General features: G+C 37.7%; 16 protein-coding genes and 1 pseudogene. 7 read left to right on the top strand and 10 right to left on the bottom strand.

Going from position 1 to position 12,628, the window contains the following annotated elements; translation table 11 throughout:
• Positions 1-26 precede the first annotated feature (26 nt).
• Entirely contained in the window at positions 27-1,040 is a 1,014-nt protein-coding gene (menC, locus tag HMPREF1551_RS08940) for an o-succinylbenzoate synthase (protein WP_034544575.1), read from the bottom strand.
• A gap of 314 nt (positions 1,041-1,354) precedes the next feature.
• Between menC and HMPREF1551_RS08935 the strand changes: the two genes are divergently transcribed.
• The 5 genes from HMPREF1551_RS08935 (at position 1,355) to HMPREF1551_RS08915 (ending at position 5,282) form a co-directional block, all read left to right on the top strand.
• Positions 1,355-2,206, top strand: a complete 852-nt coding sequence (locus tag HMPREF1551_RS08935; RefSeq protein WP_081695754.1) for a gliding motility lipoprotein GldB — start codon at positions 1,355-1,357, stop codon at positions 2,204-2,206.
• Between the two features lie 3 nt (positions 2,207-2,209).
• A complete protein-coding gene (gene gldC / locus HMPREF1551_RS08930) occupies positions 2,210-2,542 on the top strand; it encodes a gliding motility protein GldC (RefSeq protein ID WP_021628787.1) in 333 nt (110 codons plus the stop codon).
• A 10-nt stretch (positions 2,543-2,552) separates the two neighbouring features.
• The gene (locus HMPREF1551_RS08925; RefSeq protein ID WP_021628786.1) at positions 2,553-3,536 is read left to right on the top strand and encodes a Gfo/Idh/MocA family oxidoreductase; all 984 of its coding nucleotides are present in this window, start codon (positions 2,553-2,555) and stop codon (positions 3,534-3,536) included.
• Positions 3,537-3,603: 67 nt separating this feature from the next.
• The gene (locus HMPREF1551_RS08920; protein ID WP_021628785.1) at positions 3,604-4,701 is read left to right on the top strand and encodes a hypothetical protein; all 1,098 of its coding nucleotides are present in this window, start codon (positions 3,604-3,606) and stop codon (positions 4,699-4,701) included.
• Positions 4,701-5,282: a hypothetical protein gene (locus HMPREF1551_RS08915; protein ID WP_021628784.1), complete on the top strand. Its 582-nt coding sequence runs from the start codon at positions 4,701-4,703 to the stop codon at positions 5,280-5,282. Before HMPREF1551_RS08920 ends, HMPREF1551_RS08915 begins: the two co-directional genes overlap by 1 nt.
• Before the next feature lie 119 nt (positions 5,283-5,401).
• Here HMPREF1551_RS08915 and HMPREF1551_RS08910 read toward each other — a convergent pair whose 3' ends face one another.
• Entirely contained in the window at positions 5,402-6,361 is a 960-nt protein-coding gene (locus HMPREF1551_RS08910; RefSeq protein ID WP_021628783.1) for a hypothetical protein, read from the bottom strand.
• A gap of 145 nt (positions 6,362-6,506) precedes the next feature.
• Complete coding sequence (locus HMPREF1551_RS08905; protein ID WP_021628782.1) at positions 6,507-7,004, bottom strand: 3'-5' exonuclease; 498 nt, start codon at positions 7,002-7,004, stop codon at positions 6,507-6,509.
• 139 nt (positions 7,005-7,143) lie between these two features.
• On the opposite strand from HMPREF1551_RS08905, the gene HMPREF1551_RS08900 reads away from it, so the two are divergent.
• Positions 7,144-7,488 (top strand): hypothetical protein, encoded by a 345-nt coding sequence (locus tag HMPREF1551_RS08900; protein ID WP_034544577.1) that lies wholly within the window; start codon positions 7,144-7,146, stop codon positions 7,486-7,488.
• Between the two features lie 3 nt (positions 7,489-7,491).
• Entirely contained in the window at positions 7,492-8,364 is an 873-nt protein-coding gene (locus HMPREF1551_RS08895; protein WP_021628780.1) for a hypothetical protein, read from the top strand.
• Positions 8,365-8,458: 94 nt separating this feature from the next.
• Here the strand turns inward: HMPREF1551_RS08895 and HMPREF1551_RS08890 are convergent, their stop codons facing one another.
• The 7 genes and pseudogenes from HMPREF1551_RS08890 to HMPREF1551_RS08860 form a co-directional block, all read right to left on the bottom strand.
• Positions 8,459-9,082 (bottom strand): hypothetical protein, encoded by a 624-nt coding sequence (locus HMPREF1551_RS08890; protein ID WP_021628779.1) that lies wholly within the window; start codon positions 9,080-9,082, stop codon positions 8,459-8,461.
• Between the two features lie 10 nt (positions 9,083-9,092).
• Positions 9,093-9,377 carry a hypothetical protein gene (locus tag HMPREF1551_RS08885; RefSeq protein WP_021628778.1) on the bottom strand — a complete coding sequence of 95 codons (285 nt, stop codon included), beginning with the start codon at positions 9,375-9,377 and terminating at the stop codon, positions 9,093-9,095.
• Positions 9,378-9,582: 205 nt separating this feature from the next.
• On the bottom strand, positions 9,583-10,032 hold the full coding sequence (locus HMPREF1551_RS08880) for a MarR family winged helix-turn-helix transcriptional regulator (protein ID WP_021628777.1): 450 nt from the start codon (positions 10,030-10,032) through the stop codon (positions 9,583-9,585).
• Positions 10,007-10,460 (bottom strand): annotated as a pseudogene (locus HMPREF1551_RS08875) (EVE domain-containing protein). The gene HMPREF1551_RS08880 and the pseudogene HMPREF1551_RS08875 overlap by 26 nt, the downstream one beginning before the upstream one ends.
• A gap of 54 nt (positions 10,461-10,514) precedes the next feature.
• Positions 10,515-11,069 (bottom strand): NAD(P)H-dependent oxidoreductase, encoded by a 555-nt coding sequence (locus HMPREF1551_RS08870; RefSeq protein ID WP_021628774.1) that lies wholly within the window; start codon positions 11,067-11,069, stop codon positions 10,515-10,517.
• A 192-nt stretch (positions 11,070-11,261) separates the two neighbouring features.
• Positions 11,262-12,110 (bottom strand): hypothetical protein, encoded by an 849-nt coding sequence (locus HMPREF1551_RS08865; RefSeq protein WP_231374974.1) that lies wholly within the window; start codon positions 12,108-12,110, stop codon positions 11,262-11,264.
• A gap of 3 nt (positions 12,111-12,113) precedes the next feature.
• The gene (locus HMPREF1551_RS08860) at positions 12,114-12,554 is read right to left on the bottom strand and encodes a hypothetical protein (RefSeq protein ID WP_021628772.1); all 441 of its coding nucleotides are present in this window, start codon (positions 12,552-12,554) and stop codon (positions 12,114-12,116) included.
• Positions 12,555-12,628: the final 74 nt, after the last annotated feature.

The following is a 12,628-nucleotide window of genomic DNA, read 5'->3' as shown; positions in this document are numbered from 1 at the left end:
TTTTGGTGCAAATATATTACATTTTTTTATTTTATCCACCATAAGCCTCCATTTTTTACCTCCAAAGTACTGGGGAAATTATTGGTGTAGAGACTGCCCGTTCCCAGTCCCTGAGGCATAGGATTTCCTAACGTATAAGTCCACTGGGCTATAGCCGAGAGCCCTACATTGCCCTCAAGGGCAGAGGTTACCCACCAGCCTACACCAGCCTCCTCGGCCAAAGTGATCCACTCCTCACTACCTTTGTAGCCCCCTATAAGCGAGGGCTTTAGAATGATATAGGCAGGGCGAATCCACTGGAGGAGCTCTTTTTTCCGCTCGGGGCAAGCTACCCCAATGAGTTCCTCGTCCAAGGCGATGGGTAGGGGAGAGACCTGGCACAGACGTGCCATTTGTTCGAATTGCCCCGCACGAATGGGCTGCTCTATAGAATGGAGCTGTAGCTCACTAAGGCGCTTGAGCTTCTCCAAGGCCTCTTTAGGAGAGAAAGCCCCATTGGCATCCACCCGGAGCTCTATATCCGAAGGAGCGTATTCCTGGCGGATATTTTTAAGGAGCTGGTATTCGGTTTCAAAGTCAATAGCGCCGATTTTCATTTTGATACAGCGGAATCCTTGAGCGAGTTTCTCCCGTATCTGTTGCTGCATATAGCTTTTGTCGCCCATCCAAATAAGGCCATTGATAGGAATCGCCTCTTTGCCTTGGGTAAAGGCAGAAGGGAAAAAGACTCCCTCCTCTTGGGCTTCCAAAGAAAGGAAAGCCTGCTCCACCCCGAATTGTATGGAAGGGTAGCCCTGAAGCTGTTCCCAAAGCGCATCTTTTCCTTGGGTAATGTGGTTACAAACCCATAAGAGCTTACTGCGTTCATAATCAGCGAGGTTGTCTATACTCAGGCCAGGGAGCGGACTGCATTCGCCTATGCCACGACGTCCGTTGTCTTCTATAATGAGTAGCCAAGTAGGCTTCTGGGTCAGTACCCCGCGAGAGGTGCCCGCAGGTCGCTTGAACTGTAGGGTGTATTGCTGAAAAGTTGCTTTCATGAGAAGATATATAATCCATGACAAAAGTAGTGATTTTCTGTAAAAAATACCCCTTGCCAAGGGGAATATTTTTTGCATTACAAATTTGTAGCTATAATTTGTTTGGAAAAGATATTTTTTATTACCTTTGCACTAATATTAATGAAAAGTGAATATAGTGTAAAATGAAAAACATTATTCACTATTCATGGTACACTATTCACCTACAAATGAGCTTAAAACATCTTTTACCTATAGTGCTTGTACTGCTTTTGAGCTGTCATAGGAACAAGCAACCTACCGTCCCTGCTACCACCAAGGTAGAGGTGCTACGTATGGATTCTATTTTCTTCAATACCCCAACAAAGGATTTTCAACGACTTAAGGCAAGCTATCCTCTTTTCTTCCCAGAGACGACCACCGATGCGCAGTGGATAGAAAAGCAAAACGATACCTTGGAGCGCGAACTCTTTGCCGAAACAGCCAAGGCCATAGGAGATTTCTCTCAGCAGAAGCAGCAAATAGAGCGTATTTGTGACTATGTCAAGTACTACTTTCCCCACTTCACCCCCCCTAAGGTAGTGACCCTGATTTCCGATGTGGATTACCCCTCACGAGTGATCTATGCCGATAGCCTATTGCTTATAGGGGTGGATAACTACTTGGGTTCCAAGCATCCTTTCTATGTGGACTTGGAAGGATATATCGCTGAAGAACAAGAACTTAAATACCTCCCGGTGGATGTAGCGCTGTCTTTTGCTCAGGCGATTATCCCTGCTCCGCGCAATGCCACTTTCCTCGATAGCATGCTCTATGAGGGTAAGTTGCTTTATTTAGCGCAGCGCTTTCTTCCTGATACGCCCCAATGGGATTTGCTCAAGTACAGTCAGGAAAAATACCAATGGGCAGAAGCCAACCAGGCACAGATATGGCGCTACTTTATAGAAAACCAACTGCTCTATAGTACCGATAGGAAAGTACTCAACCGATTTATAGACCTGGCACCCTTCTCCAAATTCTATTTGGAGCTGGACAGCGAATCGCCAGGGGGGGTAGGGCGCTATATAGGCCTTACCATCATAGAACAATATATCGAAAAGCAACCTGAAAATACTCCTTTGCGGGACTTACTCTCTATTTCCAATGATGAACTTTTCAAAAAAGCAAATTATAAACCTAAAAAATAACCGATGAATCATACTTCTGAAATAAAACTACAAGTAGAATTGGACGAAAATCGCATTCCTGAACGCATTACCTGGGAAGCTCCCGATGGAGGGATTGCCCACCAAGAGGCCAAGGCCATGTTCCTCTCTGTTTGGGATCACAAAGCCAAAGAAGCCCTCCGTATAGACCTATGGACGAAGGATATGCCCTTAGAGGAGATGAATGTATTCTACTACCAAACCTTCCAAACCATGGCTGATACCTTCTATAAAGCCACTCAAGACCAGAAAATGACCGATACCATGCGGGATTTCTGTGAATATTTTGCAGAGAAAATGAATATCACTAAAAAATAAGCAACCAACCATGAAAAATAAACTCAAAGTAGGGGTGTTAGGGGCAGGACACTTAGGGAAAATACATCTGAAACTTCTTAATCAGTCCGAAAGATACGAATTAGTTGGTTTCTATGATCCTAACCAAGAACAAGCACAGAAGGTAGTGGCCGAATTTGGCTACACCTATTTTGATAGTATAGACAAGCTCATTGCCGCAGTGGAGGTGGTAGATATCGTAACCCCCACCCTCTCTCACTACGAGTGTGCCATGAAGGCTATTGCCGCTAAGCGACATATCTTTATTGAGAAACCCATCACCAACACCGTGGAGGAGGCCGAGGAGATCTATCGCCTCTTGGAAGCCAATCATCTCAAAGGACAGGTGGGGCATGTGGAGCGCTTCAATCCGGCTTTTGTAGCAGCGAAACCCGCTATCAAAAACCCCATGTTTATCGAGGTACACCGCTTGGCCGAGTTCAACCCACGAGGTACGGATGTCTCCGTAGTGCTTGACCTGATGATTCACGATATAGATGTACTGCTCAGTGTGGTGCATTCTCCCGTCAAGCAGGTAGAAGCCAGTGGGGTCGCCGTGATCAGCAAATCACCCGATATTACTAATGCCCGTATAGAATTTGAAAACGGTTGTGTGGCTAACCTTACCGCCAGCCGTATCTCCATGAAGAATATGCGCAAGAGCCGCTTCTTCCAGCGAGATGCCTATATATCAGTGGATTTCTTGGAAAAGAAAGTGGAGGTCATTCATATGAAAGATGCTCCCGAAAATCCAGGGGAATACGATATGATCCTTCAAAATGCAGAGGGGGATCGCAAGCAAATCTATTTCGAACACCCCGAAGTACTTCCCACCAATGCTATTCTTAACGAACTGGAGACCTTTGCCGATGCTATAGAACATAATACCACCCCAGTGGTGACCTTCCAACAAGGGACAGAAGCCCTCCGATTAGCCAAACAAATTAGTGCACTGGCTCATCTTTCTATCAACTAATGAACTAAAACATATTTGCTAATAAAAAAAATATGTATCTTTGCACTCAACTTAAAAAACATATTAAATGAAATTAAAGAACATTGCCATTGCCTTTTTAGGGGCACTCCTTTTTGCTACATGTTCCAAGAAGGATGACGAGAAAGAATACACAGCAGAGGAATCCAAAGCGGTGGTTCGTAACACTATGAACAATTTTTATGATTGTCTAAAAAACCTCAATGATGGTGGTTTTGCTAACTTCTTTCATGATCTTCTCTTCAAAGAAACTGTGAGAGACCATCAGGGAGAAACCCAATCTTGGGGGAATTTCTTAGGAGAAAAATTTGAAGCTCAGGACTATTGGGATCCTCAGAAAAATACAGAAGGGAAGTTCGCCTACCAAGCTCTTAAGGGTACTTATACTTGGAACAAGAATAGAGAACTTTGGGATAAAGAAGCTAATGGATCGAATATTACTTTTATCTTCCCTGCTACTAAGGAAGCAGCCACCAACAATGGCAAACTTGTGATAGATCAATATGAGGATTTTGAAGCTACTTATGGGAATGATAAAGTGTATCTTCCTACAGCAGCTCACCTCTATGCTACCATAGATAATACAAAGGTGTTTGAAGTAACAGTTAAAAATGTTACTTTCGAGAAGAAAACAAACTTTACTATGCCGCTATCGGCTCATATAAGTATATATACGAATCCTTTTACGACAACTATCCAGTGGAACAGACAGAATCCAGAAAACTTTATCTTTGATTTTGCCTTTTCTTCCCCACAAGGTTGTACCACAGGCCTACATGCGGATATCAAATTGAAAACTTCTGATTATGGAAATATAACTAATCTTGGTGAAGCTATTGATAAAATAGCTATTACCGCAACTCAAGGAGAGTTCCAGATAAGAGGTAACATAGATGTGAAGAGTCTCAATGAGAAAACAGAAAGAGGAAAAGAGCTTTCAGTAGAACAGATAAATACTTATGCAAAAGCAGAACTCTTCAAAGGAAACTCAAAAATAGCTGATGTGAAATATGAAAAAGAGAATGATAAAGGGGTGATCTATTTTATCTTTTCTGATGGTTCAAGAGAGAAAGCAGAAAGCTATGTGAGTGATTTTCAGGATAGAGTAACTGAGATATTCAAACGCTTTGAAAGAGAAAATAATTAATGAGAAAATATATTTTTATCTTATTTCTTACACACATTGCTCTCGCTCAAGAGGGCAATGTGTCTTTTAATCAGGCAGATAGCCTTAGTACTTCTCCAGTATATCGTCATCAGATAGGTATAGGAATTTCCCGATTTGTCAATTCTGCTTTTCCCTCTGATACCAATACTTTTTTGTTAGAATATCGTTACCTGAAAGATGCTATCTTATCCTATCGTATAGGAGGAGATTATCGAGCAGAAAGTAATAAGGATAGTACCTATGAAATAGCTCTGAAAGTAGGGATTGATAAATTATTCAGGAATTATAAGAGGTGGAAATTCTACTATGGGGTAGACCTATGGAGTCGCTACCTATATTATGAAAATAGGAAACAACACTTTACCAGTATTGCTCTAAATCCTTTTCTGGGAATACAATACCAGTTAAGTTCTAATTTTTCTATTTCCACGGAACCAGGGTTCTTTATAAAATACAATTTCCGTAGGGATTATAAGAGTTTTGATCCCGAAGCACAAGCTCATTGGTGGGAAAGCCGATTTGCGAAAATAGGCAACCTCCAGATTAATTTTCACTTTTAACCAATGTGTCAATGAGCTAATCTGCTGATTGACACATTATCTCTCCTTACTGATGAGGTCACCTACTTGCTTAGGTATTGATTGGTAAGGTATTGAGACTTTAGAATACATCCGATATATTACCCTATAAACATATGAGGTATTCTCATTGTTTCAAGCTTAGTCCTATTTTCTTTATTAACTGCATTTTTCTTCTTTTCATCTTTATTATCTACAAGACATAAAGCCTCCAAATGGGAGAGCTTTAAAATACTTTCTATATTAATAATATCCCTAGAATTCATAATTACAACTTCTTTTAGTTTCGGAAGTTCTAAAAAGCATCTGCAATCAATTCCATTCCAAATAGAGTTAAAGTAAATGGATTCTAATTTGTAAAATTCTTCTATCCCTTTCCATGTGAACTCTTCATTACAACTTTCAAATCGTAATGTTTCTAATGTATCCGAAAAAGATCTTAACAGAGGAAAAATGTTAATTAATACCCCTCCCAAGGTTAGATGTTTTATTGTTTTGAAAGTACCTAATTGCATCAAAAAAGCTACACTCTTCAAGACTCTGAATTTAACGAACTCTAAGTTTGGGAAATATTTGGGTGATATTTCTATGAAATCTTCAATAGGTTTAGCATTAGAGAGATGTATAATATCAAAACAAGAAATATTCTCTAATCCCCAATTCTTTAGAAGTTTATTTGCCGTAAAATTCTTTTTATTATCCTTGAAATAATCATTGTATTTTGAATTGTTTATAATTTTTAAAGTTTTAATATTTTTCGGGAAAGGTAACTTATGGATTTTTTCTAAATGAATGGCAGGAAGCTCAATAGTATGTAAATGGGTCATCTTTTCTAAATATTTCTTTAGAAAGGAAAAATTTTTACCTTCATCAGATACTCTCAAATATTTTATTTCATTACATAGTTCATCAGAAATATCAATACTATTGTTATCTAATAAAGTGTAATTAATATTAAAAAATTTTTCATTCCATTTTTTTTGAGAAGTAAGTTCAAATGAATTTTCTTTATTGATAGTTGGGAAGTATTTTTCATTTATTTTTTTGCTACATTCATTCATTTTGTATAGGATTTTTGTTTGTAACTTTAGTTTGTGTCCTACTTCTCTCCAATTGACAGCCTGAGAGGCGCAAACTAGCCCTCTATTTCATTGAGTTTTTCCAAAATATAGAAACCAGCATTTCACTTAGTACAAAGCACTGTATTCACTCATTAGTTAGTTTTAGAGCGATGTGAGCACATGCCTCGGCATCGGCTAAGGCATGATGATGTTGTTTTAGATCAAAGCCTAGATAAGCGGAAACGGTGTCCAGCTTGTGATTGATGAGCTTAGGCAGCAGTCTGCGAGCTAACCGATAGGTACAAAAGAAGGGATTGGTATGTGGGGGCAATCCATAATGAGCCAATACTTCCCGCAAACAGCTCTCATCAAACGCGCTGTTATGAGCTACAAGAGGCAGGTCTTTTATCTTAGGCAATAGCTCTGCCCATATTTCAGGGAAAAGACGTGCATTTTCGGTGTCACTTTGCGAAAGCCCATGTATCTGGGTACAGAAGGGAGAATAATAGTTAGGGCAAGGCTTTATCAATTCGTAAAAAGTTTCAGTAATTTCAGAATTTTCAACGAAGACAAGTCCTATACTGCATACACTACTGCGGTACTTGTTGGCGGTTTCAAAGTCTATAGCTACGAAAGAAGTCATGGTGAATGGTTAATCAAGTCTCTACTACTGAAAGAGGTGTTTTGCGAGTACAAAGGTAAGGATAATTAGTCAATTAACAATTGATAATTACAGAATTATGACTATCTTTGTGGCCTTTAAAAATAAGAACACTAAAAATATGAAGAAAAGATTTTTGATAGCAGCCCTATTCACGCTATTTTTAGGCAGTTTTGCTTTAGCACAGTCTCAAGAGCAACTCTCACCCCTTGCCGAGCTACAAGCTGAAAAGGAGAAATTGGAAGCCAAACTTACCAAAGTCCTCGAAGACAAAGAAAATGCAAAAAATTCTTTAACAGGTAAATACGCAGATGTAGCGTTTGCTTTTAATAGGCATATCAGCAAAAAGCAAAAAAAGTTTGCTAAGACTCTCGAACGAGGTGCCAAACGCCAAGAAAAACAAATCAAAAAGAAATTGAAAAAACTCAACAAACGTATTGAGAAGATGAGCCAATTAGAGAATTAACAAATGAAAAGACTACTCTCTTTATTATTAGTCCTCCTTTGGGGGCAAAATATACTATGGGCACAAAAAGCAGTATTACTTAGAACACAATACGAAAGCTATGCCATAGACAATCAAACCGATTCACTACTCCCCGACAGAAAGGAGAGCCGTGAATACTATACCTTTTTGCGCTTCAACCGTAGAAAGGATACTTTATTTGTCCATAAAAAAGACACCCCAAAGGATATAGCGCAAAAAGATACCTTTTCCTACTTCCTCACTACAAAGAAAATAGCTGATAATAAGCTAAAACTACTCGTAGGTGATAAAAATCGTACGGCTACTCTTTTATTTCACTTTGAAAAACCTAATATTATATATGTAAATAAAGATAAGTATTTACTAAGTGATAAATATGCTCTTTTCTTAAATAAAAAAATATTCAAAAAGAGGGATATTGCTACGATCTTAGATTTTTTAGATGACCAATTAGGGGATTATTTTATAGATACGGAAGTATTTATGATAAGCACTAAGGACAAATACAAAAAAAACCTAAAAATGCATGGTGGCACTATCATCAACGAAGCTGATACCACTGTTTATAGTACTTTATATGCAGCATACGATGATAAAGGTCTTCAGATGTTAGGAAGAGTAGATACTAACGAACCCCAATTACCTTTTTCACTTGACAAGAAAAGAAAATATATAGATACTGATAAGCTCGTTTTCGAAATAGAGAGACAAACTCCCAAAAATAACACTACTTACACCCAAGAAATCTATTTCTCAGGCGAAAAGTTTATAGAAAAAGGTGAATATACCCAATACGGACTTAATATTACTACGTTTTATACGAAAACTATAGAGAAAGTAAAGAGTAAGGAATAAAAATCCTCCCCCGATCGTAGTATTTCCTACTAATGGGGAGTTTCTTTTACATTCCTATTGAATAGATCACTATATCGATATCCACACGTTTATTTTAAATACCCATTATTTCTTTGATTCTTTTCTCTCTTCTGAGAAGAAAATCATCAAAACGAGCTTTTCCGTAGAGAGAAACCAAGACAAGTTCCATAACTTTTAATTGTATAGTGTGTAAGTTTTCGATAGAAAGGTCTTTATAAATAGTTTGGATCGTCCGAATAACAGACTCTTTGTTTATATTTTGATATTCCTGATAGGTATCAATTTCTGCAATACTACTGTTAATATACATTTTTGTTTCATAAAACAGAAAAAAGTCCTTGTAAAGAGATAGAATAGAATAATTATCTTCTATAAGTATGGCTATATCATATAATTTTTCTTGCCAAAAGAAAGATTTAGCTCCTAAAAAATCTGTTTGAATAATAAAATAAGTATATTGAATATGTTTCTTACAGATATTTATAATATTTTCAGCAGTAACGAGACCAAAGTTATTATTTTTTACAAAGTTACTATATGCGAATAAACATTTGTCAAAAGAATCCTTATCAGAATTTATAAATACTTTCTTTTCTCCTTTATATTGATAATATATATTTCCTGTAGATTCTTCCACTAAGAAATATTCATCTTTACAAGTATCTAAGAGATTTCCTATATTAATAACCGTCATCATCTATATTATTTTAGTCTCCATTTATATGTATTTTCTCTATTTCTGCTTGCTCTAATAGTTTTATTATAGGAGAAAGTTCAGAAAGTGAAAGCATTCTAAGATCTTCAATAAAGTTTGTAAGCGTTTTTCCCATAAAAATAATATCTGTAAGGTAATAATCCTTGATTTTAGAGAGCTCTCTGCATCTACCTTGTTTTATAGCATCTTGAGAAAACATCAATTGATGTAGTTTTTCATCAATTGATACATATTCCTTCTCCTTTCCTTGCTTAAAAATAACAATATCCAATGGCATAGTATAAATAATTTTAGAGAGGACAAAGGTACAAAACAATTGACGATACACAATTGACGATTGATAAAACCCTCCTCACTGTTATCTTTTTCTACTAAGGGGGAGTGGCTTTTTTATCTTTCTTACATCTTCTTCAAAGCATTCACGCCATTAATACCTATAGGAAAACCTATATATAAGGATAGTAAGGAGCAAAACAATTCTGCTAATTCGTCAAAAGTTTGTGCAGTTGAGCGTTGAACGAGGGCTGTTCGGTTGCCAAAATACTGAAAAATTCATCGTCGAAAGTCTCGACCTTAGCGACAGCTTGCGTAATGAGTTCGGCACCTTGAGCGGTGATAGCAACTACTTTGGCGCGGGTGTCGGTCTTGTGTTCTTCCCTTGTGATGAGGTCTTTGCTCTGCAAAGTGCGCACCACTTGCGAGGTGGTCATTGGGTCTATCTTGGTGAAATTTGCCAAAGATACCTGCGTGATTTCTTTTCCTTGTTGGGCAAACCACTGGGCGCTCGCCAAGAGTACAAACTGGGGGTGTGTGAGGTCGAAAGGTTGCAACACTTTTTTGATTCCGCGTTGCCATAACATACTTACCTGCCAAAGTAAAAGCCCTGAGCTTTCTTCGGCTCTTAAACTAAAAATTGAGGGCTGAGAGGTCATTGTGTAACATTTTAGAGGCTATAAGTTTAAAATCTTTCTCGGATATTTCCAAAATACCAAAGCGAAAAGGATATCCCCACGCTTTTTTGTTGGGGATAAAGTCTAATAGCTCGATAAGGTCGGCTATAGGAGTTTCTTCGCAGTCTACAAAAGTAATATTTCTCCTAAACGGACAGAAATTTTTCACTCATCTGAAAGGCATAGACTTCCTCGTCTTTCACTCTGCCAATAGCCGTGAAGGCTTGGCATTTGTCTTCTTTTCCAAAATAGCGTTTGGAAGAGTAATAGAGAATACCGTCTCCCTCCTGCATACGTTTCAAAGGCTGTGCCTTTCCGTGGCAAGCTTGGGCAAATCCTCCCGCAACGCCCATTTGTACGTGGTCTCTGCTCGCCACGATAATCCAATATTTGATAGGTCTGTTTTTCATTTATAAATGGAATAAAAACCATGTGACACACTGCGATTTTTATCAATTGCAAAATTAGCTTAATTCTTTGATTTTCGCAACCAATCGAGCGGCGTGATCTTTGGCTCTTTGTTGTAAGGTTGTAAGTGCTTCTTTGGGCATTACTTCTGGAATGTACTTCATTCCATAAGAGATTACAGGCTCTTGGAAAAGCAGTTTGCAGTGATTGGCAGTTTGGCGGTGAATGTTGAGAAAATCGGTAAACGGATAGTTCTGTGCGCCACCGTGTTGGTAAGCCTCTTCAGGTGCTCCAGTAGTGAAAGAAAGGATGAGTTTCTTGCCCATCAGCTTGTTGTCGCCATAAGCAAAGCCGTGTGAAAATACGTTGTCTAACCATTTTTTCAGCAAGGCAGGAAGCGAATACCAATTCACAGGGAATTGCCATACAATTACATCTGCTTTTACAAGTTTAGCTTGTTCCGCTGTTACATCAATTTGATAGTTAGGATAAAGGGCTTGCAAGTTACTTATTTCAGCCTCAGGGAGCAAGCGTTTTACTTCTTCTAAAATAGCCTTATTGGCGTTAGACGTCTCCATAGTAGGATGCCCGTTGATAATTAAAACTTTCATATATAATTTAAATTTACATCTTTATTCAGGCGCAAAGATAATATGTTTTTATATAATAAGCAAACTTACTATATATTATTTTATAAATATTTTTTTAAGGTGTAGATATTACTATAAGTTGGGGATATAAAAAATCCCCGCCAGTAGATTTTTCTATAAGCGGGGAGGGGGTTTGTATGTTTTCTAAAGGTTTTATGGCTTTTCAGATGTTAGTGAAGGAGAGGCACTATAGCTTCTAACGAACCATTCCTTTTTTTCGCTATCATATCTTAGAATCTCTACAGATGAATTGTCCTTGACATAGAAAAAATAAGTGAAATTTTGATATGCAAACCTAAACAGATAAGAAATTGCTACATTATCAGGGGCTAATTTGAGCCTTATGAGTAATTTTCTTATAAAAAGAGAAGTTTCTTTGTCTTCTTTTAGGCTTTCAAAAGATTTATCTATATCAGAAATGCGTTTTCCAAGCGTATTATCAGGGATATAGTCATACATTTCATTGGTTTTAGGGTTAAAGTAGCCTAATATATTAGCTCTCCCACCGTATTGTTGTCCTGCTTGTATATGAAAATAGAATATACCTTTATATTCTTTGGTTTCCATACTATGTGAAAGATATGCAAAAGCTCCCGTATGAGGGTATAATCCTATATAATAGGTCTTGTGTGTCATTGTAGTTAAATCAAAACTTACGGCGGTTACTACTCCCCAACAAGAATAAAAAACAAGTAGCTTATTTTCTAAATGAAATCCTTTGATGATATTATAAGTATGATATACTCCTTCTCCTAAATATTTACTTGTTGTCCAATTAGAGCCCTTTTTATAAGTAGAGACAAATATTTTAGTTGCTTCTCCTGATTTTTTGTCTATATAAAGTGTCTGGAATTCTGCTTTTTCCTCGTCGGTGTCATCTCTTACCAATAGCAGTGTGAAATCCTTAAAATCTTGTCGGTATAGGGTATCTATGCTTGCCTGAGTTTGGCTAAGCATACTTTGTGAATAGCTAACTATAAAGATTAAAAACAGTACTTTCACAGGTTACTCTTCAGAGGATTGCTTAATAAGACAGAACTTGCCTCCTAACCAGATCCCTACTCCAAGCGTCTGGATACCGCCCCCATAGAAAGATAAGGTGAGTATTTCTGATAGAATTTGTGAATGAATCCATCGGCCTTCCATTATGAAATAGAGCACTACCGCCGCTGTGATGACAGCAATAAGAAAAAATAGGAACATGAGAATAACCCCTAAGAAAATGTTTTCAAAGAGTTGTTGAGGATTAGGCTTTATATGATTTCCTATAAACAAGGCTATCAGCAGACAAGGGAGTGCCCCTATAATGATAGGAAAAAAGAGACTTATACCAGTCAAGAAACCTTCTTTTCCATAATAAAGCATTCCAAATAGAGAAAAGGAAATAATAATCACTGCAAATTCTACTACTATTGCCCTACAGAGTAGTAATGTGGTGCGCGACATAAGCTTAATTATAAATACAAGCGCAAAAGTAGTGAATAATTAACGTGAGTTCGACTTAAGCGGCAATTCTTTTC

It is taken from the genome of Capnocytophaga sp. oral taxon 863 str. F0517, assembly GCF_000466425.1.
In the GTDB taxonomy this organism is placed as follows: domain Bacteria; phylum Bacteroidota; class Bacteroidia; order Flavobacteriales; family Flavobacteriaceae; genus Capnocytophaga.
Note: the sequence above shows the minus strand (reverse complement) of the source record. Positions and strands in the feature narration are given on the sequence as shown.